17 protein-coding genes are annotated in these 22085 nt (G+C 59.4%); 11 read left to right on the top strand and 6 right to left on the bottom strand.

The window, feature by feature from the left end:
- Positions 1-49 precede the first annotated feature (49 nt).
- From AC2A6O_RS12275 to AC2A6O_RS12290, 4 genes are all read left to right on the top strand, one after another.
- Entirely contained in the window at positions 50-1924 is a 1875-nt protein-coding gene (locus AC2A6O_RS12275; RefSeq protein WP_498927343.1) for a mechanosensitive ion channel family protein, read from the top strand.
- 150 nt (positions 1925-2074) lie between these two features.
- Positions 2075-3463 (top strand): dipeptidase, encoded by a 1389-nt coding sequence (locus AC2A6O_RS12280; protein ID WP_148586433.1) that lies wholly within the window; start codon positions 2075-2077, stop codon positions 3461-3463.
- A 105-nt stretch (positions 3464-3568) separates the two neighbouring features.
- Entirely contained in the window at positions 3569-4150 is a 582-nt protein-coding gene (locus AC2A6O_RS12285; RefSeq protein ID WP_148586432.1) for an LOG family protein, read from the top strand.
- A 164-nt stretch (positions 4151-4314) separates the two neighbouring features.
- A complete protein-coding gene (locus tag AC2A6O_RS12290; RefSeq protein ID WP_148586431.1) occupies positions 4315-4905 on the top strand; it encodes a DUF1131 family protein in 591 nt (196 codons plus the stop codon).
- Positions 4906-5345: 440 nt separating this feature from the next.
- On the opposite strand, the gene AC2A6O_RS12295 is transcribed toward AC2A6O_RS12290, so the two are convergent.
- Entirely contained in the window at positions 5346-6383 is a 1038-nt protein-coding gene (locus AC2A6O_RS12295) for a phytanoyl-CoA dioxygenase family protein (protein ID WP_498927346.1), read from the bottom strand.
- A 176-nt stretch (positions 6384-6559) separates the two neighbouring features.
- On the opposite strand from AC2A6O_RS12295, the gene meaB reads away from it, so the two are divergent.
- Both meaB and AC2A6O_RS12305 read left to right on the top strand, forming a co-directional pair.
- Complete coding sequence (meaB, locus tag AC2A6O_RS12300; protein ID WP_498927348.1) at positions 6560-7567, top strand: methylmalonyl Co-A mutase-associated GTPase MeaB; 1008 nt, start codon at positions 6560-6562, stop codon at positions 7565-7567.
- Positions 7554-8165 (top strand): pyroglutamyl-peptidase I, encoded by a 612-nt coding sequence (locus AC2A6O_RS12305; RefSeq protein WP_498927350.1) that lies wholly within the window; start codon positions 7554-7556, stop codon positions 8163-8165. Before meaB ends, AC2A6O_RS12305 begins: the two co-directional genes overlap by 14 nt.
- 215 nt (positions 8166-8380) lie before the next feature.
- Here AC2A6O_RS12305 and AC2A6O_RS12310 read toward each other — a convergent pair whose 3' ends face one another.
- Positions 8381-8959, bottom strand: coding sequence for a TetR/AcrR family transcriptional regulator (locus tag AC2A6O_RS12310; RefSeq protein ID WP_498927352.1), 579 nt, complete (start codon positions 8957-8959; stop codon positions 8381-8383).
- A 203-nt stretch (positions 8960-9162) separates the two neighbouring features.
- Between AC2A6O_RS12310 and AC2A6O_RS12315 the strand changes: the two genes are divergently transcribed.
- Both AC2A6O_RS12315 and AC2A6O_RS12320 read left to right on the top strand, forming a co-directional pair.
- Positions 9163-9636, top strand: a complete 474-nt coding sequence (locus AC2A6O_RS12315; RefSeq protein ID WP_498927354.1) for a YHS domain-containing (seleno)protein — start codon at positions 9163-9165, stop codon at positions 9634-9636.
- A 178-nt stretch (positions 9637-9814) separates the two neighbouring features.
- Positions 9815-11185: a TIGR03808 family TAT-translocated repetitive protein gene (locus AC2A6O_RS12320; protein WP_498927356.1), complete on the top strand. Its 1371-nt coding sequence runs from the start codon at positions 9815-9817 to the stop codon at positions 11183-11185.
- Between the two features lie 314 nt (positions 11186-11499).
- Here the strand turns inward: AC2A6O_RS12320 and AC2A6O_RS12325 are convergent, their stop codons facing one another.
- The 4 genes from AC2A6O_RS12325 to AC2A6O_RS12340 form a co-directional block, all read right to left on the bottom strand.
- Complete coding sequence (locus tag AC2A6O_RS12325) at positions 11500-12300, bottom strand: dimethylarginine dimethylaminohydrolase family protein (RefSeq protein ID WP_498927358.1); 801 nt, start codon at positions 12298-12300, stop codon at positions 11500-11502.
- A gap of 346 nt (positions 12301-12646) precedes the next feature.
- On the bottom strand, positions 12647-13675 hold the full coding sequence (locus tag AC2A6O_RS12330; RefSeq protein WP_148586424.1) for an asparaginase: 1029 nt from the start codon (positions 13673-13675) through the stop codon (positions 12647-12649).
- A 35-nt stretch (positions 13676-13710) separates the two neighbouring features.
- Complete coding sequence (locus AC2A6O_RS12335) at positions 13711-14889, bottom strand: aminotransferase (protein ID WP_498927360.1); 1179 nt, start codon at positions 14887-14889, stop codon at positions 13711-13713.
- 265 nt (positions 14890-15154) lie between these two features.
- Positions 15155-15898, bottom strand: coding sequence for a transporter substrate-binding domain-containing protein (locus tag AC2A6O_RS12340; protein ID WP_498927362.1), 744 nt, complete (start codon positions 15896-15898; stop codon positions 15155-15157).
- A gap of 687 nt (positions 15899-16585) precedes the next feature.
- Here AC2A6O_RS12340 and AC2A6O_RS12345 point away from each other — a divergent pair.
- The 3 genes from AC2A6O_RS12345 (at position 16586) to AC2A6O_RS12355 (ending at position 22054) form a co-directional block, all read left to right on the top strand.
- The gene (locus tag AC2A6O_RS12345) at positions 16586-18124 is read left to right on the top strand and encodes a SulP family inorganic anion transporter (protein ID WP_498927986.1); all 1539 of its coding nucleotides are present in this window, start codon (positions 16586-16588) and stop codon (positions 18122-18124) included.
- Between the two features lie 172 nt (positions 18125-18296).
- Positions 18297-20111 carry an adenylate/guanylate cyclase domain-containing protein gene (locus AC2A6O_RS12350; protein ID WP_498927364.1) on the top strand — a complete coding sequence of 605 codons (1815 nt, stop codon included), beginning with the start codon at positions 18297-18299 and terminating at the stop codon, positions 20109-20111.
- An 89-nt stretch (positions 20112-20200) separates the two neighbouring features.
- On the top strand, positions 20201-22054 hold the full coding sequence (locus tag AC2A6O_RS12355) for an adenylate/guanylate cyclase domain-containing protein (protein WP_498927366.1): 1854 nt from the start codon (positions 20201-20203) through the stop codon (positions 22052-22054).
- Positions 22055-22085: the final 31 nt, after the last annotated feature.

Below are 22085 nucleotides of genomic sequence, written 5' to 3' on the forward strand. Positions count from 1 at the left end.
CCGGCCACAACCGCACCTGAAAGCTGAGCGCTTGCACCAGCGCCCTGTCATGCCACTGTTGCATCTGCTTTTTCTGCTGTCTCTGATCACCGCTGTCTTGAGCGGGGCTTCAGGAGCCTGGGCACAGGCACCCGACCCTGCGGCCGTCGTAACGCAGGAGCAGGCGAGAAAGCTGGATCAGGAACGAGTTGCCCTCGCCCGTGAATATCTGCGTGACAACCCGATCTCGCCTCCAGACACGTCCAGCCCGCGCGCGACCCTGGAAAGCTTCGTCTACATCATGCACGAGGTGAACACGCTCTGGATGTCGGTCCGGGACAGCTATGACGAAAGCAACCGGTTGTTCCTGTCCAGCGACGAAAAGGAAAAACTGGTCCTGGTCCAGGCGCTCCTCTCAAAGGCTGCGCAGACCTTCGATTTGAGCGACATCCCCGTAACGTCGCGGGAAAAGGCCAGCGTCGAAATAGCGTTGCAGCTTCAGGAGATCCTGGACAGGATCCCTCCGCTCCATTTCGAGGATATTCCCGGCTCGCCCGCCGGCGGCTTTTCCAAGAGAGGCGATCAGGGCAGCCTGCCCGATCATTGGACGATCCCTGGCACCAGCATCTCTTTGATGCGTCAGGGCACCGGGGAACAACACGGGCAATACTTGTTTTCGAAAGCCTCCGTCGAGCGTATTCCCGAAGATTATGCAGTCGTTCGGGTGCTGCCCATCAAGGCGGACAAGGGGGAAGACCTCTTTGAGTATTACATCTACACACCAGGCAACCTGGTTGCACCGCTCTGGTACGATGTGATCGAAGCCGGCCCAGCCTTCCTGCATCGGCACTTTGCAGACCAGGCCTATTGGCAATGGCTCGCCCTGATTGGACTGTTCGCCCTTACTGCACTCGTGCTTGGGTATTACGTAAGATGGCGCAGGATGCGCGCGGTCTCGGTGCACGAGGGCACCCGCATCGCCCATGCGATCTTCAATCCAATTCTCGTGATCCTTGCCGCAAGCCTTTTCCGATATCTGTGCGAAGACCAGATCAACATCACAGGCATGCCTCTTGTGGCCATCGGCACGTCGACCACTGCCATCATCTGGTCGGCCACGGCCTGGATGGTCTACCAGATCCTGCAGCTCTTCTACGTCTGGTTTTCCAGCAGCTCCGGTGCTGCGAGAGACGGTCTCGACGTCAGCTTGCTGCGCACGGGTTTCCGGGTTTTCTCCCTTGGCATCGCGCTGATCGTGCTGGGCTACGGCGCAACGCAGATCGGCATTCCGATCTACGGCGTCATCGCGGGTCTCGGCGTCGGCGGCCTTGCAATTGCCCTTGCCGCCCAGCCGACGATTGAAAACCTGATCGGCGGCATCATTCTTTATGCCGACCGGATGGTGCGGGTCGGGGAGTTCTGCCAGTTTGACGATCTGGCCGGCACAGTGGAATCCATCGGCATCCGGTCCACCCGTATCAGGGCGCTGGACCGGACGCTCATTACCGTTGCCAATGCCGACCTCGCCAAACGGAAAATCATAAATTACAGCTACCGCGACCAGTTTCATTTCCGGCACAAGCTCGGCCTGCGCTACGAGACCAGCCAGGAAGCGTTGAAGCGTGTTCTGGCGGGGATCCATGATTACCTCAAGGCCCATGAAAAAGTGGCCGAGGATCCAATGCGCGTGCGTCTTATCGGCTTTGACGACTATGCCGTCACGGTCGACGTCTACGCCTATGTACAGGCATCGGACATGGCCGGCTTCCTCGAAATTCAGGAAGAGTTGCTTTTCGGCATTCGGGAAATCGTCGAGTCCAACGGGTCGGAAATCGCCTATCCGTCTTCGACCGTCTATCTGTCGCAAGACGGGGGCGTTCAGGATGGAGAGGCTGCCGGCAACGGCAGTCCTGTCAGCGACGACGAAAAGCCACAAGCCGCCTGACGCTTCTGCGTCCGGCGTGCCGCTGGCTGGCTTCGACTTCAAGAATAAGCAATTGCGCTAAGCGCGCCGATATGGCCTGTTAGGACCTTCTCACAAGGCCCGAGTCCATCGGGCCTCTGCACCTATTTGTTAAAAATTCAAGGATCCGTCATGAGTTCCATCGACAAGGTCTTGGCGCGCATCGATGCCAATCTCGACAATAGCCTCGACCGTCTGTTCGACCTCCTCAAGATCAAGAGCATTTCAACCGACCCGGCCTTCAAGGCGCCTTGCCGCGAGGCCGCGGAATGGCTGGCGAAAGAACTGAACGACATCGGTTTCGAGGCCTCCGTGCGCGACACGACCGGCCATCCAATGGTTGTTGGCAAGCGCAAGTCCGGCAAGCCGGGTCCACACGTGCTGTTTTATGGCCACTATGACGTTCAGCCGGTGGATCCGCTGAACCTGTGGAAGCGTGACCCGTTTGACCCGGCCATCGAAACCAGGCCGGACGGCAGCAAGGTCATCGTCGCCCGAGGCTCTGCCGACGACAAGGGCCAGTTGATGACCTTCGTGGAAGCTGCACGTGCCTATCTGGAGGAAACCGGCGATCTGCCGCTGGATGTGACGATCCTGTTCGAGGGTGAGGAAGAATCCGGCTCTCCATCGCTTCATCCCTTCCTCGAGGCCAACAAGGACGAACTGACCTGCGATCTCGCCCTCGTGTGCGACACCGGCATGTGGGATGCGGAAACTCCGGCAATCTCCATCATGCTGCGTGGCATGGTCGGGGACGAGGTCATCGTCAAGGCGGCCAGCCGTGATCTGCACTCTGGTTCCTATGGAGGCTCGGCTCAAAACCCGAACCACATCGTCGCCTCGATCATTGCGGGTCTGCACGATGAAAACGGCAAGGTAACCCTGCCCGGCTTCTATGACGGCGTCATCGACATGCCGGAAGAAGTCACCAGGATGTGGGACGAGCTCGGCTTCTCGGTTGAGGAATTCCTCGGCGACGTGGGCCTGAAATATCCGCGCGGTGAAAAGGACCGCATGCCGCTTGAACACCTGTGGACCCGCCCGACCGTTGAAGTGAACGGCATGTGGGGTGGTTACCAGGGAGCCGGGTCCAAAACGGTGATCCCGTCCGAAGCCCACGCTAAGTTCACCTTCCGTCTTGTCGGCGATCAGGATCCGGACAAGATCCAGGAGGCGTTCCGCGCCTACGTACGCTCGAAAATCCCGGCGGATTGTTCAGTGGATTTCATTGCCAAGGACGGCAGCCCGGCCCTGCGGCTCGACTTTGCGATGCCGGCTCTGGAAAAGGGCAAGACAGCCCTCGAGGCCGAGTGGGGCAAAGAGGTTGCCCTTACCGGAATGGGGGGCTCGATCCCGATCGTCGGTGATTTCAAGCGCATGCTGGGTATGGACTCGCTCCTGATCGGCTTTGGTCTGGAAGACGACCAGATCCACTCGCCGAACGAAAAGTACAATCTGACCAGCTTCCACAAGGGCATCCGGTCCTGGGCCCGCGTCCTTGACGAGTTGGCCAAGGACTAACCCTGAAATCGGCACGCGGACGGAAAGGTCCGCGTGCCTCGCGATCACCCCCGATCAAATTGCCCTGATGGCATTCGATTCAGCATCAGCAGCCGGAGAACAGGTATGAAATCCATTTGCGTCTTTTGTGGCTCCAGTTACGGCGCGCTTGAGGCATACGCAGATGTTGCGCGTGACACGGGACGCGTCATCGCCGAACAGGGCTATACGCTTGTCTATGGCGGCGCCAAGGTTGGCCTGATGGGCACCGTCGCCAACGCGGCGCTTGAAGCCGGCGGCAAGGTGATCGGTGTGCTGCCGAGATCCCTGATGGACAAGGAAATCGGCCACGAAGGCTTGAGCGAGCTGCACCTTGTCGATTCAATGCATGAACGCAAGGCAATGATGGCCGACCTCTCCGACGCCTTTATTGCACTGCCTGGCGGCGTTGGCACGCTGGAAGAAATTTTCGAAGTCTGGACCTGGGGTCAGCTCGGCTATCACAAGAAACCCTGTGGCTTCCTGAATGTCGAAGGCTATTACGATCACCTGATCACCTTCCTTGACCACCAGACGCAGCAGGGTTTCACCAAACAGGTGATGCGCGACATGGCACAGCTTGCCAGTTCACCGCTGGAAATGATCCGCCTGTTCGAGAACTATGCGCCACCTTCCGCGCCCAAATGGATCAAACGGGACGAAACCTGACAGGCGAGGAAATGCGCAGGCTTTGCAGCCGCTGCGGCATCTGACGGGACAAGCAGGTAACTGTCCACAGGGGGCATCGCTCTCTTTGCAAACAAGACGTTAGTTGGTAAGTCCCGTATCGCGTCTGCGCACTTCGGCGCAGCCAAATCAGCCTGAGTATTCTTATGCGTCTAACTGCCATCGGTTTTGCCTGCGTTTTCGCTCTTATGGGAGCGGCCTGCGCCCCGACGTCGGATCTGGACGGCACATCCGGACGGCTGGCACGGACCTCCGACATCACCCTGGTGCAGATCACCGAAGATCGTGTCGGCGGAATAACCGGTGAGACCCCATACGGTCAGAAAGCCATCGAGGCCGCCCTGCCCGGCTTCACCACCGAGGGCATCCAGACCGCCAACGAAAACTCAACGGAGTGGGCTCTTGCCGCCTTCAACAGTGACGGGTTTCAGGTGTTGCAGGTGTTCAAGGGCAAGAACGGCAAGGTCCGCACCGTCCACGGCGTGACCCATCATCTTCAGGGCCCGAACGGCGAGCGGATCGGCATGACCTTTTCCGAAATCGGCTCGTCACGGGCCGATTGCCGCGTTGGCAAGAACCTGTGGCGCGGCATGGCCATTTGCCATTCCGACGGCCACCGGAACGTGGAACTGGTCTACGCAATTCCAGGCTACGACGGCCCGTTCGACCGCCTGCCGGCCGAAAACGACCTGTTCGATGCCCAGCTCCAGCGGATCCTCTGGACGCCGAAGAGCTGACGCCGAGGCCAGTTAGACGCCATCCAAGAGGCAAGCTCCAAAATCAACCTCATCCTGAGGAAGCGCGCGAGCGCTGTCTCGAAGGATGGGCGGCACACGCTTGAGCAGGTGGCCTCCCCTTGAGACGGACCTGACGGCCCTCCTCGGTGTCTGGCACGAAAGTGGTGCCCGGGGCGACTGCTTCGACCACATGTGTCAATTCCGCAAAAGCGGGAAACCAGGTCTCCGCAAGGTAAGAATTAAGTTTTTAGAGCAAACTCATCAGGTTACTGGATCCCCGCTTTCGCGGGGATGACAATGGAGAAGGACGCAAAGTCGTGACAGGATCCACGACAACTGCAGCCTTTTACATTTTCAAACCAGGCTCTCAGGATGAGGTTGGCTGTGAAAAATTGACCGGCGATTGTCTGGAACAAAGAATGCAAAAACGACCTCAGCCCTCACACATGTGGCTGTGAGCGCACCATGACTTCGCCCACCTTGCGCCAGACGTTGCGCTGTTTCAGGGTCTTTTCCGCAACATCGGCGAGATCCATCAAGACCGGCATACCGCGATCCTTGAGACCCGGCAGTGATTTGATATCGCCGCCGGTCCATGGCAGGAACGGGTTGCGGCGCATGTGCCAGTGAATTTCCGAGCGGACCGTCGGCTTGTCGGAGGGCGTGCGGCCGTGGAAGGCAAATGTATCGGCCACGATCAGCGTGTTTTCCGGCACGGCCATCTTCTTGGGCTGCGGCAGGCCCAGAGAGGCAAGCTCATCCGCCTTGATGCGGAACGAGCCGCTGGCATGATGGGACCTCAGGTCCTTGGCTGCGCTCAGGGAGCATTCATACTCCCATTCCAGCCGCTCCTTCGTGAGCTTGTGCGAGCCCGGTACAAAGAAGAACGGACCGTCCTCCTCACCCACATCCTGCAGGAACAGCCAGGCCTTCGACGTAGCATGGAACGTGTCAGCGTGGGCGTCGGACTGCGGATCTTTCTTCTTCACCTTCAGCGGTTCAACCAGAACCGTCTGGATGAAGTTGAGTGGTTGCCCGCCCTGTGAGGCGGCGTAGCGGATCATGTTGTTCGCACGCGGGTCACGCACAGCTTCTGCCAGGGCAGCGTTTTTGCGCAGCACCTCCGGCGGCAGAAGGGTCATCCGCGTAACCGCCTGTCCCTGGCGCATCTCCCGCGATTCGAACGGCTGGTTGAACACCTCTTCCTTGAGCTGGCGGAATGTCTCCTCTGGCAGGAAATCCTTGACCAGGAAATAGCCGTTCTCATCGAAGAAAGCCTGCTGCTCCCGATCCACCAGATGCGCCAGCTTCGCGCGTCTATACGCGGCGAGATCAGCGGCGAGCTTCACCCGTTTCTTGTGCAAACCCCAGGTATTCAGCCGTTCGCTGCCTAGCAACGGGTTCTTGCGCGGTGACTTGTCGGTTCCGGCGAGACCCAGAACCCAGAACGGGGCTTTCAGATAGGACAAGGGTGTCATGCAGCACCAAAAATGAATTTCATCGAAGCGGCGTGTATCTAACACGTTTTTACCTGCCCGTTTCAATGTTTCCATGTCTTTCGGCGCGGTTGGAGGGCGTCCAGATGCGTCACGAATGCGTCTTCACCCTTTGGCGGCAGTGACCTTTGCCGAATCCTGCGCTAACACCTTTAGTCATGACGACAACGGCACGAAATATCGACCCCGCAAAGCTGGCGGACGAACTCAAGGCGGGCCGGCGCGCTGCACTGGCCCGCGCCATCACGCTCGTGGAGTCGCGCAAGCGCGAGCACCGGCGCCTTGCCCAGCACCTGATTCAAGAATTGCTGCCTATGACAGGCAAAGCTCTCCGGGTCGGGATTACCGGGGTGCCGGGTGTCGGCAAGTCGACCACCATCGATACGCTTGGGTCCAACCTGACGGCGACAGGGCACAAGGTTGCCGTTCTGGCCGTCGACCCCTCCTCCACCCGCACCGGAGGATCGATCCTCGGCGACAAGACGCGCATGGCGCAGCTTGCGGTGGATACCAATGCCTTTATTCGTCCCTCGCCCTCGGCCGGCACACTTGGTGGGGTCGCCGCAAAGACACGGGAAACCATGCTGTTGTGCGAGGCAGCCGGCTACGACGTGATTCTGGTGGAGACTGTCGGTATTGGCCAATCGGAAACGACCGTTGCCGACATGGTGGACTTTTTCTTGGTACTGATGTTGCCCGGCGCCGGTGACGAGCTTCAGGGCATCAAGAAGGGCGTGCTTGAAATCGCCGATATGATCGCCGTCAACAAGGCCGACGGCGACGGCGCAACTCGTGCCCGGACCGCTGCCTCGGACTACCGCGCCGCCTTGCATATTCTGGCGCCCAAGTCGCCTACATGGACCCCGCCCGTCATCACGGTGTCCGGCCTTGCCAACGAAGGTCTCGATCATCTTTGGGAGCAGATCACCGTGTTCCGCGAGCGCATGCAGGCAAGTGGTGAATGGCATCAAAAGCGCAGCAGCCAACAGGTCGCCTGGATGTGGGACATGCTTCAACAGCGCATGATGGAAGCCCTGACCACGAACACCCGCACGGCCGAGCGTCTCAAATCCCTGGAAGAAGAAGTGCGGGGCGGAAAGACCGCCGTCTCACTCGCTGTCGATGAATTGGCCACCTTGATGGGCTTGGCGAATGACGACGTCTAATCGCAAGACCGTTCTGGTCACCGGCTTTTCGCCATTCCCCGGGGCCCCCATCAATCCGACGGAACGGCTGATGCGGCGGCTGGCGAAGCGCATGGGTGCACATCAATCAGGCGTCGACTTCGTCTTTCATGTTCTGCCGACCACCTGGGCGGGGCGTGAAGAGGTCACCGACCGGCTGCGCAAAACGATTTTGCCGGACGCCATCGTGCATTTCGGCGTCGATGGCACGCGGAGAACCATCAACATAGAAACAAGGGCCGTCAACAAGGCCGTCCGCGTGCGTCCGGATGCCCTGGGCAAAGCACCGGCCAGACCTGAACTCGCGGTCTCGCAAGAACGCTCCCGGATATCGACCCTGCCCGCCGCAGCCTTGCGCGATGCCGCCCTTGCCGCTGGCGCCCCGGCGCGGCTTTCCACCAATGCCGGAACCTATCTTTGCAACGCCACACTGTGGGATTCCATCGGCTCGGGCATCGCCAGCATTTTCGTTCATGTTCCGGCTTTGCCGAAAGGCCCGCGCGACACAAGACCGGCCTATCCCGTCATCGAGGAAGCCGCCGTCCGCATCCTGCGCGAACTGGCAAGACGCCTGCGATAGGTCAACGCGGCTGTACTCTACTGAGCAATTGTCCCCCTTTCCCTAATCCTGAGGAGGGCTGAAAGCCCGTCTCGAAGGATGGGCCGCTTGCTCCGGAATGTGTGGCCCATCCTTCGAGACAGCACTTCGTGCTTCCTCAGGATGAGGTAGTGTTTATGTGCAGGTAGTTCTGTATCCGGGCTTCCCAGTTTCCAGAACCCGAGACTGCCGCCCCTTCAATGCACACGCCCCAGCATTCTCTCGACCGGACGAATGCAGTCCGTCGCCATATCGGCGGAAAGCCCCGCCCGGCCCAGAACCCGCAGGCCGAAATAGGCCGTCAGAATGCCGCGTGCGGTGCCGCGTGCTTCGGTTACTTCCAGCCCATCGTCCTGTAGCGCGCGGTGAAAACCGTTTTCCAGACGCCTGGTCATGGCCTGCAGCTTTGCTTCCGCCTCGGGGCCACCTGCCTTGTCGACCAGGGCATTGCACAAAAAGCAACCGAGCCTGTCTCCCTCTTTCTGGGCGAGATCAGCGACGCGGCCGAAGAGGGCGAGGATACGTTCCCTACCCGTGCCTTCAGCCGGGTCGCCCAGAAACGCAACGGTGTTGCTGATCACCTGATCGTTATACCTGTCGAGCGCCGCCAGATAGACCGACTGCTTGTCCTGGAACGCCTTGTAGAAAGAGCCCTTGGTAATCGCCATGGCACCGAGCAGCTCGGACAGAGAGGCTTCGTCATAGCCAACGTCCCAGAACAGGTCCATGGCCTTTTCCAGTGCCTCATCGGCATCGAATTCCCGAGGTCTTGCCATTTATTCTCCAGTCAAGCCGCTTCACGAAACACTCAAGCACGTGTCACGCGCTTGTGTTTTGTACCATTCGGTTCCTAACTCTATTTAGGAACCACCGGCAAGGTTGGTCAAGTACGGACCATTAGGAACCGATTGGTTCCCTTTTCACCATCGCTTGAGCACATCTGTGCCGGACAAATTCAACCCCTGGGGAGTGATTCCAAATGTTCGCAAATTTCGTTCGTGGCTCCGTCGCAGCCTTCGTGGTCGTCTTTGGCCTCGTTTCCAGCGCGTTCGGCGCCGGTTTCGATGTCAACGCCACCATCACCGGCCTGGCCCTGCGCGGTGTCGATCCGGTCTCCTATTTCGTCAATGGCGCTCCGCAAGACGGTGATATCGCCATCACCGAGGTTCATAACGGTGCCACCTACCGCTTCGCGTCCGAAGAAAACCGCAAGCTCTTCAAGCAGAACCCGGAAAAATATCTGCCGCAATATGGCGGTTTCTGTGCCTTTGGCGCTGCCATGGGTGTGAAGGTCGATGGTGACCCGGACCTGTGGAAGATCGTCGACAACAAGCTTTACCTCAACCTCGCGCCGTCGATCCAGGAACGCTGGAACAAGGACATCCCGGGTTTCGTCAGCAAGGCCGATGAAAACTGGGTTGGTCTGGAAAACGTCGACCCGAACAGCCTCTGACCGGTCTCTTCTGCCCCTGTAGACCGGTTAACTGACCGGCCAGGCCCTGCCGCCTGGCCGGTTTTTTTGTGCGTCCAACGGCCACCGAACGCCGATCCGGCACGGCTCTTGCGTTTTCAGCCAAAGAGACTTGAGACGCATCCCAATCCGGGACGCAAGCGAGCAATTGGCCGGACCGATGACACGTAACCTTTCGAAACTGAACCGCCGCGCGTTTCTAGCCGGGACAGCTTTGTGTCTTTCCGGGACAGTCGCCGCAGCCCAGATGAAGGTGGCCGACCTGCGCGGTTCCATCGATTCACAGGAGTTGGGCCTTCTGCCCAATGCCGCTGACGATCAGAGCGCCCAATTTCAAAATGCCGTCAATCGGGCGGTGGAGCGTGGCCGCGCCCTCTTCCTTCCCGCCGGCACCTATCCGGTTGCCAACCTGCGCCTGCCTTCCGGCACGTTGATTGTTGGCGTTCCCGGCAGAACACGGCTCGTCTATCAGGGCGGTGGCGGCCAATTGATCCGCGCTGAAGGTGTTTCCAACGTCGGCCTGACCGGCATTACCTTCGACGGCGCCAACCGCTCCATCGGCGATTTCACCGAAGGACTGTTGCATTTCATCGGCGTCAGGAACGTCGCGCTGGACAACTGCGAGATCGCCGGATCTTCCAAGATGGGCCTGTTGCTGGACCGTTGCTCGGGCCGCGTCGAAAATTGCCGGATCTCGGGAGCAGCCGAAGCCGGCCTGCGCTCGAACGAAGCCACGGGCCTCGCCATCACCGGCAATTCGGTGACCGACTGTGCAAATGGCGGCATCTGGGTGCACCGCTGGCGGGAGGGCGAAGACGGCACCATCGTCTCCGGCAACCGGGTTGAGCGCATCGGCGCCCGCTACGGCGGCACCGGTCAGTTCGGGAATGGCATCAATGTCTTCCGCGCCCATGGTGTCATGGTGTCCAACAATCGCGTTGCCGACTGCGCCTTCTCTGCAATCCGGTCCAATGCTGGCTCCAACGTCCAGATTATCGGCAATTCCTGCCTTCGCTCTGGCGAAACGGCGATCTATTCCGAATTCGGTTTCCAGGGGGCGATCATTGCCAACAATATCGTGGACGGCGGCACGATCGGCATTTCCATCGCCAACTTCATGGATGGTGGCCGCCTGGCGGTCTGTTCCGGCAATCTGATCCGCAACATCAAGAAGGAAGGCCCCTATCCACCGGAAGTCGCCGGCTTCGGCATCGGTATCGCTGTTGAAGCGGACACGACACTCACCGGCAACGTGGTCGAAGGCGCACCGAAATTCGGCCTGTTGCTCGGCTGGGGCCCCTACATGCGCAACATCGCCGCCTCCCAGAACGTGATCCGGGACTGCGGCACCGGCATTGCGGTGACCGTGGTCGATGGCGCGGGATCCGCCATCATCACCAACAACATCGTCCAGGGCTCCAAAGAGGGCGGCATCAACGGCTTCCGGTGGCTCGAAAAGTCCACCGGCGAGCTGAACAACGTTTCGGAATTCAGCAACCTGACTGTTAATGGCAATCAGGTGGCGGCCTGACCAGTGTGCCCACCCGGCGCAAAACGCGCTCATCCTCCGAGACATCCTGTCGTCGACCTCCCGTCATGACCAAGCCTCAGGTGCAAGCCGTGCGAGTGGCACCGGAACGGCGTGGATGCCATGGTCCAGCCATGGCAAGAGGGTGGAGGTCGATAGCCTGATGCATCCTGACAACCTCATCCAGAGGAGGCCGACAGGGCGTTCCGAAGGACGGACGGCTTGCGCAACACTTCCCGCCCATCCAGAGAAGGCGCTTCCACACATTCCCTGGATCGAACCGAACAGGCCCTCAGCACCACAAAACCTGCGAGCACCTAGTCCAGTGCAAACCGCAGCGACAGGCAGGACAGTCCGCCATCGACCTTGCGGGCTTCGTGGGTCGGCAGCACTACTGTCGAGAAACCGGCGGCCTCGATGGCAGCCAAGGTCTTCGGATATCCTTCCGGCACCATCACCACATCGTTCACGCGGATGACATTGGCTGCGTAGTCTTCGCCTTCCGGCACCACCACAATCTCGCGGTCGCCAAAAAAGCCGCTGTCGGCCATGACCTTGGTTGCCAGAATGACGCCGTCGCCAAGCGTTGAGCAGGCCGTCTTGAAATGCAGCACGCCTTCCGGTGTCTCGCAGACCTCGGCATTGTAGCCCCACTCTCCCAGCAATCCGGCGAAAGCTTCTGCGCCTTCACGGTCGGTGCGGGCGGACAGGCCAATGAGGATGACATCATCCAGCATCAGCACATCACCGCCGTCGACGTGACCGGTTCCCGGCAGTTCGACAACCTTTTTGAACCGGCTTTTCAGTGCGGCACGGATCTCCGCACCTTCCCCTTCACGGCTGGCCGCGCCCGGACGAAGTTGGATGGCCCCTTCCGGCAGGCAAAAAGCGGGATCTTCGACAAAACAGCTGTCCGGGAACTCTTCAAGCGGCGGCAAAACGTCAACAGTAAGCCCTGCCTCCCGCAATGCCGATACATACCGCCCGTGTTCCGACCGAAACGTCGCACCGCTCGGATTGCCCGTGTCCACTGCCCGGATACCGTCAGCCACGCTATCGGCGGGCGTGCGGGTGATCGCGTGGGTGAAACGGAAAGACAGATCGGGACGATGTGCCATGAGACAACTCCTGTGACAGAAACAAGCGGCCAACCAGCCACCCGCATACCAAAATTGCAAGGCGCCGAAACGCCGAAACCTTCTGTCCGCCAGGTCTGTTCACCGGTAATATCCGGTCTGCCACCGGGCAGGCTAGCAGGGCTTGGGTGATATTCTTGGTAGATTTCCTAAATTACCACCTTAAGAAAACAAGGTAATAAATTGGAATCATGGACCTTACCCAGAAAAAACAGAGCTCCAAACCCTGTCTCTACTTCTTGAGAATCGTTTCGAAACCATGCGCTTCAAAAGACGGACTGCAAGCTCGGAAGTATGCAGCAGCCCCGAAACCGGAACACAATCGTCCTTACGGTAGCGCTGCCTTCAGCTCGGTCAGGAACGCCTCGCGCGGTTTGATATGACCGGCCTGGATACCCTGTCGGGTCAGGATCGGCGGATTGACCAGTCTGTCGAGCAGAGCTGCCTCGTCGTCATTGAGCTCCAGCATTGCCTCCAGGACAGTCGCCATCATCACTTCGGACGCCCGGGTTGCGCCGTCGTCGCACTTCAGCGAGACGCCGAAACCAAGCTCGGGAATGGACGCGCAAAAAACGCCTTCAGCGCCGGTCTTTACAAAGACACGGCCCCGGAAAGCTTCCATCACCTGCGTGCAGAAACGGTCCGTTCCGGCGACCATGTAAGGCTCGTTGATGCAGGCATCGAACAGCCGTTCCGCCGCGTCTGCCCGCAGCGGCTCAAGCCCCTCGCCGGTTCCAAAGGCCGCGAAGGCGCGGGCAAAGCTGCGCAACGGCGAAGCGTATGTCGGGATCGAACACCCGTCCGTGCCGCAGACATCTTCCGACAGGGTGTCACCGGTCATCTGTTCCATCACGTTCCGGACTTCGCGCTGCACGGGATGGTCCGCATTCACATAGCCGCGTGTCTCGACACCCATAACCTTGGCAAGACCAAGGAAACCGGCATGTTTTCCCGAACAGTTGTTGTGCAGGCCGCAGGGTGTTTCGTTTGCAAGGATCAGTTTGGCGGCATCTTCCATGCGCTGCGGCCACTGCGGACCGCATTCCAGATGGTCTTCGGCAAGTCCCGCTTTCATCAGCATGACCCGTGCGGAATTGGCATGAACTTCTTCGCCATTGTGCGAGGCGCAGGCAAGCGCCAGTTCCGCGTCGGAATAGTCCAGCGCTTCCGCCGCCCCCGATTCCACCAGAGGCAACCCCTGAAGCGCCTTGATGGCAGAGCGCGGAAACACGCGGGCATCCACATTGCCGATACCGAATACGAGCTTTCCGGCGCTATCGACAATCGCGATGCTGCCCCGATGCAGGCTTTCGATCACGGAGCCGCGGGTAACGTCGACCAGAGCCGGATTGTCCATGAAGTTTCTCATTTCCAAGGTTACACAGTGTCAGGCTAAGCGGATTCGGCACGAGCCGCAGTCAAAAATACAGCGAGGCGGGCAAGCGCCTCGTCAATCACGGTGTCCTGCTTGCAGAAACAGAACCGGATGTAGCCTTCAGGGGCATCTGACCCGTAGAAGGCCGAGACAGGAACAGCCGCGACCCCGGCAGCCGTCACAAGCGTCTCACAGGCTTCCACATCCGTCTGACCAAGGCCAAGTCCTTGAAACCCGCAGGTGAGGAAGTAGGTTGCCTCGCAGGGCAGAACGGAAAAACCAAGGTCCGCGAGACCTGCCGCCATGCGGTCCCGCTTTGCGGCCAGGTCTTGCGACAGGCCTTCGTAATAGCTGTCGTCCTTGCGCAACCCGTAGGCAACGGCCTTCTGCAGATGTGGCGGCGTGGTGAAGGTCAGCCATTGGTGCGCCTTGGCAATCGGATCCATCAACGCGGCCGGCCCCGTGACATAGCCAACCTTCCAGCCAGTCAGCGAAAAGGTCTTGCCCGCAGAACCGATCCTCACCGTGCGCTCGCGCATCCCCTCCAGCGTCATCAACGGCCTGTGGCGGCGCCCGTCAAAGACGAGATGCTCGTAGACTTCGTCACAGATCGCATAGGCGTTGTACTGCCGGCAGAGAGAAGCGACCAGTTCAAGTTCGTCGTCCGAAAACACCTTGGCCGTCGGGTTCATCGGGTTGTTGATGAGAACCGCCTTCGTCTTGTCGGAGAAAGCTGCCCGGAGGGCATCTTCATCCAGGGACCAGTGGGGCGGGGTCACCCTGACGCGCACGGGAATGCCGCCGGCCTGCTTCACCAGCGGCAGGTAGCAATCGTAGAGCGGTTCGATCAGAACGACTTCGTCCCCCGGCGACACCAGCGCGAAAATACAATCCGCCAGCGCTTCGGTGGCTCCTGACGTCACCATGACTTCGGTCTGCGGATCGACCTCCAGACCGTAGAAACGGCGATTGGCCTCCGCAACGGCCTGGCGCAAGTCCGGTATGCCCAGCATGGGCGGATACTGGTTCGGCCCCTGCAGCAGCGCATCGGCCGCAGCCTGCCGGATGTCCGCAGGCCCGTCGACATCGGGAAACCCCTGTCCGAGGTTCACTGCGCCATGCGCCATCGCAAGCCGCGACATCGTCTCGAACACAGTGGTGGCAATGCCGGTGAAGACCGGATTGGTCGGCTTCATGGTTCCTCCCGAGCGTCTTTTTCCCGGTTCTAATCCCAGCCGCGTTTGCCGTCGAGCTTTTTCATTTGATCCGGGTTCCGGGGCAATCCTTGCCTGGATCTGATATGTGTGTCGTCGACACGATCCTCCAGCCTCATCGTCCACATGGTACCCCTCCCGGCGTGGTTGTTGGCTGCGAAATCCGCTTGGCAAGCGACCCTATAGATGAAGACAAAATGACGTGAGGCGGATGTGTCTCCCCGAATGGGCCGACATCCCTGGTTTCTCAGCTCAAGCTGGTCTTGTGCAGAACTTCTTCATCTTGCCCCGGGGCGGTGTCCCCCGCTCCATCGGGTTCCTCACCTGCAATCACTGAAAGCATTCTTCGCAAAACAGCTTCGATCCTTGGCACCAGATCGACATGTCTTTCATGCAGATAGTGATAGAACGCGACCTCCCGCAGAGACGGCCTTAACGGAAAGACACCTTCAAGCTTTTTGTCCCGAATGACCCGACGCCCTGTGCCTTCCCCGGCAATAACGAGATCGACATGGTCGCGCCGAAGCATCTCGAACAATTGTTCAGGAGTTTCGGCAGTCCAGATCTCGGCGAAGCCGTCTGCCAGCTTCGCGGCGAAACGCGCACCGGAGACGTGTCCGATCCGCAAATGTCTGAGTTGCTTGAAGGACTTGCCGCGAAGCTCACGCTTGTTCGCATAGGCAAACGTACGCGCCACAATCACCGGAACATCGACGCGCAAGAGGCTGTTATGGTCGGCTTCGATGGCCCTGACGCGAACCAGCACACCATCGGTCCTGCCGGCAGCCGCATCCATCAACGCCCTTTGCGGGTTGTTAATGACTGTTTCAACGCGGATGCCCAGCTCTGAATACGCCCTGGCGAGGATTTTCTCGGCGGCAGGGGTCAGATTGGGCGCCTCAAAACCGGATAATCTCAGAACCTCCTGAGCCCGGGCGCCGGACATAAAAAGAAAAACACTCAATATGAAGCAGACAATGAGCCGTCGCATCGCGCCTTCCCTAAGCTGCGGCCATGACAAGTTCATACAAATCTGTTGTTCGAGTGCGGCCACGTCCTCAGCAATCCGTTATCTGGTGGAATAACACTATGGGACAATTCGCGGGGTCTGCAACCTGATTGCATTGCGGTGGTAAATTCTAATCAGAATACTGAATATCGGGCCTTTGATTGGTACATCCGTCGGTCTTTTGGAGCTAGCCCTCCCACCTCTCGACAGGCCCACCCACGTGGCCCTTGCCGAGGAAGCAGCAGAAAAACGGCACCACGAACCAAACCGGCAGATATCCGAACGATAAAACGAGAAGTTATTTTCCTGACTTCACGCGTTCGCAAAGCAGATTAAAATTTTTCTGCTGACCTGCAGAATAGAATGGATCGATGTAGGCATTTCACCTGCGGAAAGTATCGAAACCACATCCATTTTCCCCTGCTCTACTGTCTCAAGGCGCCGGACATTTGCCGTTCATGTCACAAGAACGCGGAAAAACGCGTGGCAGATCCTCATTAGTCTACCTTGCTGCATTGCAAAAAATCGATTAAAAGATGGCCACTTGATCTAGGTCAAAAAGCGGAAATCCGGGCAGGGATTGGCGCTGACCTGAAAAACCACACCAAATATCCGGAGCAGCTCGTGTCAGCACGCGCGGAGGCCGTTGCGCCTGAACAACCATTGAAAATGGATGCGTCCCGCATCAAAACCGAACTCCTCGCCGGGTTGACCGTCGCCCTGGCGCTGGTCCCCGAAGCCGTGGCTTTCGCCTTCGTTGCCGGCGTCAATCCGCTGGTAGGGCTCTATGCGGCGTTCTTCGTCGGCCTGATCACCGCCTGTATCGGCGGCCGCCCCGGCATGATCTCGGGCGCAACCGGCGCCCTGGCCGTGGTGATGGTCTCCCTCGTCAGCCTGCACGGCGTGGAGTATCTCTTCGCCACCGTGGTGCTGATGGGATTGATCCAGATCGTCGTGGGGCTGCTGAAGTGGGGCAAGTTCATTCGCATGGTCCCTCACCCGGTCATGCTCGGCTTCGTCAATGGTCTGGCAATCGTGATCTTCCTGGCGCAACTCGGCCAGTTCAAGGTTCCCGATGGAACCGGCGGACTGACCTGGATGACGGGCTCGCAGCTGTATCTGATGCTTGGCCTGATCGTGCTCACCATGGCCGTCATCTGGTTACTGCCCAAGATCACATCGGCCTTTCCCGCACCGCTGGCGGGTATTCTCGTTGTCTCGGCTCTCGTGCTCGGCTTCAATCTCGACACTCGCGCGGTCGGCGATCTTTCCTCGATTTCCGGCGGTCTGCCCGAGTTCCACATTCCCATGGTGCCGCTGACGTTCGAGACACTGCAGATCATCCTGCCCTATGCCGTGATCCTGGCTGCCATCGGCTTGATTGAATCCCTGCTGACGCTGAACCTGGTGGCCGACCTGACCGGCACCAAGGGCGGAGCCTCCAAGGAATGCCTTGCACAGGGCACGGCAAACGTGGTGACCGGCTTCTTCGGCGGCATGGGTGGCTGCGCCATGATCGGCCAATCCATGATCAACGTGAAATCCGGTGCACGCACCCGGATCTCCGGCATTTCCGCAGCTCTTTTCCTGCTGTCCTTCATCGTCATCGCGTCTCCGCTGATCGAACGGATTCCGGTCGCGGCGCTGGTCGGTGTGATGTTCATGGTTGTGATCGGCACCTTCGCCTGGACCAGCCTGAAGATCATGCACAAGATCCCGCCGATCGATGCGATCGTGATGGTGATTGTCACCTGCGTTACCGTCTACTCGGATCTCGCGGTCGCCGTCGTTGTCGGCGTGATCATCTCCGCGCTCGCCTATGCCTGGAATGCGGCCAGCCGCATCCGGGCCCGGACAGGCACCAGCAAGGAAGGCTGGAAGGTCTACCGGCTGAGCGGGCCGCTGTTTTTCGGATCCACCACCGGCTTTACCGATCTGTTTGATCCGCTGAACGACCCTGACGACATTGTTGTCGACTTCATCGACAGCCGCGTGGTCGATCATTCCGGCCTGGAAGCAATCGATGCACTGGCCTCGAAATATCTAGCGGCCGGCAAGCGTCTGCACCTGCGCCATCTGTCGCCGGACTGCAAGAAGCTTCTGGCCAAGGCAGGCGACCTTGTCGAAGTTTCGGTTCTTGAAGACCCGGACTACGAAATCGCGGTGGACTACGGTCACAGGTTCGAGCCGAAGGAAAAAACCACCTGACGCGCCTTTCGACGCATTCACCTTCAAGACCCGCACGGCCTCGGCCTTGCGGGTCTTTTTGCATTCAGGGCAGGTTTATGGCCTTCGATGCGGTTCCCTGATTGCTCCGCGGCGCGTAATTTGAAACAGATACCGGCCTAACGACGAAAAAGCTCACGATCAGGACGTCACGGTGGCAGCACGCAGGAAACTCTTCATCACGCCGACCCTTGCAACCGTCATCGGCAGCTTCGTGCTGATGACTGCGGCTGCCATCCTGTTCATCCAGGCTGTCACCTCATCGCAAGTCGTCAGGAGAATGGGCGGTGAACTGGTGGACATCGGCATGGATGCGGCTCAAACCGCGTTTGTCGAGCAATTGAACGCCATCACCGAAACGGCCGAATTCACCAGGCTGACCTATGAGCGCAAGGAGCTGCCGCTCGACGATCCGGACCTCGTCCTGTCCTATCTTTACGGTGCGCTTGCCCCGATGGACCAGGTGTCCTTTCTCGTGCTGGTCGATGAGAACGGCAAGGGCATTGATGTCGACAGGGGCGATGCGGACGGCAAGCTGCTTGGCGGCGACGTCAACCTGGCGAAGGATATCCCGATCCTCGTTCCCCTGTCGGAACGCGCAAAGACACAGACGGGCGCTTTCTGGAGCGAGCCGTTCTATATGCCGAACCGGGAACACACCTACTATGTCTTCGTGCGCCCGCTCCATGAAGGCAAGACCTACCGCGGCAGCCTGATGATCGGCATGTCACTGGACCGGATGTCGGAAATCACCTGGCATGTTTCCACGGACGACATAACCGTGTTCCTGATGAAGGAGGGATCAGACGAAATTGTCGCCCATCCCGACCTTTACAAGTCCTTTGGCAAGCTGACCAAGGAAACGCCACTGCTCAAGGTCAGCCAGCTCCCCGATGTCTTTCTGGCCGGCTTTGAGGATATGCCCAAAGTGGACAATGCGTCCTTCGACATTTCCGAAGACCTGGATATCTATTCCGGCACCGATTCAGACGGCGCCAAGCGGTTCGTGATCCTGGAGCAGAAGAATGAAAACCTGATGGGGCTTCCGGTCAGGATCGGCATGCATTTTCCAGCCGAGTACCTGGACCAGCCGCTCAAACAACTGCTGGCGGCGCTTATCGTGGGCGGCGCACTGCTTGCCCTGTCCCTGCTCGGCGCCGTTTTGCTGGCAAGACGGATCGCAAGGCCGGTGCAACGCGCTTCGGTCGCAGCCAGAGAAGTGGCAGACCTGAACCTTGAAGCCGTAACACCGCTGCCCGCAAGCATCATCCGGGAGCTCGACGATCTGTCCAAGGGCTTCAATGCCATGGTGGGTGGTTTGAAAGCCTTCAATCGCTACGTTCCTAAAACGCTCGTCCAGAAGCTTCTGCGCGAAGGCAGGGCCGATGCTCCGCCGGAGGAACGCGAGGTCGCGGTGCTGTTCACCGACATTGCCGGTTTTACCTCGGCGTCCGAAGGCATGACAGCAACCGAAACCGCCGCTTTCGTAAACCATCACCTTTCCCTGCTCGGTGCGGAAATTACCCGGGAAGGCGGCACCATCGACAAGTACATCGGCGACAGCGTCATGGCCTTCTGGGGCGCTCCGGAGCGGCTGGAAAATCCGGCAGAGCCTGCTGCTCGCGCCGCCATCGCAATGGCGCGGGCGATTAGGGCGGATAATCAGGCCCGCATCGCGCGCGGCGAAGCACCGGTGCGCATCCGCATCGGTCTTCACATGGGACCGCTTGTCGTCGGCGACATCGGCGCGCCGGAGCGGGTGAACTACACGGTGATCGGCGACACGGTGAATGCCGCCTCCCGTCTGGAAAGTCTCGGCAAGGAGATCGACGAGACTGCCGATGTGGTGATCCTCGTTTCAGAGGAAATCGCCAGATGCCTCGACAGCACGTTTGATCAGGAGGTCATCGGTGCGCACATGGTCAAGGGCAAATCGGAAGCGGTCGACGTTGTTCGATTGCGCAGCTGATTTGCCATTGGCCACGAGCTTCGTAGTCGCCTGTTTGGCCGACACACCCACACTTTGCCTCAAGACGTTATCGGGGTATGGGTAGGGAATTGAAATTCAGTCCGCGGGCCAAACACTTGCCACTCAACAGGCGCCTTCACATCACGCCGACGCTTACGACGGTTATCGGCGGTTTTGTCTTCGTAACAGCAGCGCTTGTTCTGATCGTTCAGGCATCAACATCTGAAAAGGTGGTGCGCAACCTGGGTGGATCGCTGATCAACTCGGGCATGCACTCCCTCGACCAGGCTTTTAGCGCCCAGATCGAAGCCGTAGAGGAAGCCAGTTCCTATACCGTGGATGCCCTGGCCTCCGGCAGCATTCTGATGAGCCGCCCGCAGGAGGTCGCCGACTATATGTTCGGCGCGCTTTCGGCCATGGAACATGTTTCCTTTATCATTGTTGTCGACAGGAACGGCAATTTCATCCAGGTCGACCGGGGCCGCGCCGACGGCATTCTCGTGCCGCAATTTGTGCCCAAAACCGATGAAACCCACGCGCTCGCAGGTCTGGTAGCGTCTTCGAGCACAAAGACCGCACCCTTCTGGTCCGGGCCGTCCTTCTACCCCCAGCGCCAGCACACATACATCGCCCACGTTCAGCCGATCCTCTCCGAAAGCCCTGAAGGCCGCACATACGAGGGTCTGGTTCTCATGGCCATGTCCATGGAGCGCTTGTCCGAAGTCACAAGCGACATTTCCACCGGACTGGTTCAGGTCTTCATGATCAATCCGCAGACTTACGGCGTGATCGCGCATCCGGCGCTGCCGGAAGTTTTCAACCTTCTGTCGCCCACCCATCCTGTCATTGATCTGGAGAACGTCCCGGACTCCTTTCTGAAAACCTTGCGATCGACCGAGCCGGTCGATGCATCGACGTATGGCATTCGCCCCGGGCACGAAATGCGTGCCGGATATGATGTATTTGGCAACAAGAGATTTGTCGTCATTCAGAGCCCGGACCTCGGCCCGACGGGGCTGCCGATTTCGATTGGCGCCCATTTTCCGGCAGAAATTCTGGAGCAGCCGCTTGAACAGTTGAGCGATGCCATCCTGATCGGCATTGCACTGCTTGGCCTGTCTCTGGTCGGTGCCGGTTTCCTGGCCCACCGCATCGGTCAGCCGATCCGCCGGGCAGCTCTCGGCGCACGGGCTGTTGCCGATCTGGAACTGGATGCTGCGGAGCACTTGCCCGGGAGCTTCGTCCGCGAACTGGATGATCTGGCCAACGGCTTCAACTCGATGGTCGGTGGCCTGACCGCTTTCAGTCGCTATGTACCGAAAACACTCGTCCGGAAACTTCTGCGCGAAGGCAGGGCCGATGCTCCGCCGGAAGAACGCGAGGTCGCGGTGTTGTTCACCGACATTGCCGGGTTCACCTCGGCGTCCGAAGGCATGACGGCAACCGAAACCGCTGCCTTCGTGAACCATCACCTTTCCCTGCTCGGTGCGGAAATCACCCGGGAAGGCGGCACCATCGACAAGTACATCGGCGACAGCGTCATGGCCTTCTGGGGCGCTCCGGAGCGTCTGGAAAATCCGGCAGAACCCGCTGCACGTGCCGCCATCGCAATGGCAAAGGCCATAAGGGCAGACAATCAGGCCCGCATCACGCGCGGCGAAGCACCGGTGCGCATCCGCATCGGCCTTCACATGGGACCGCTGGTCGTCGGCGACATCGGCGCGCCTGAGCGGGTGAACTATACGGTGATCGGCGACACGGTGAATGCCGCCTCTCGTCTGGAAAGCCTCGGCAAGGAGATCGATGAGACTGCCGACGTGGTAATCCTCGTTTCAGACGAAATCGCCAGACGCCTCGACAGGACCTTTGAACGCGAGCCGATTGGCTCGCACCAGGTCAAAGGCAGGGTCGAAGCGCTGGAAGTCGTTCGGCTGATTGGCTGACATCTCTGATCTGTCGGGCGTCAACCAATCC

Source organism: Labrenzia sp. ATLA3 (assembly GCF_057180185.1).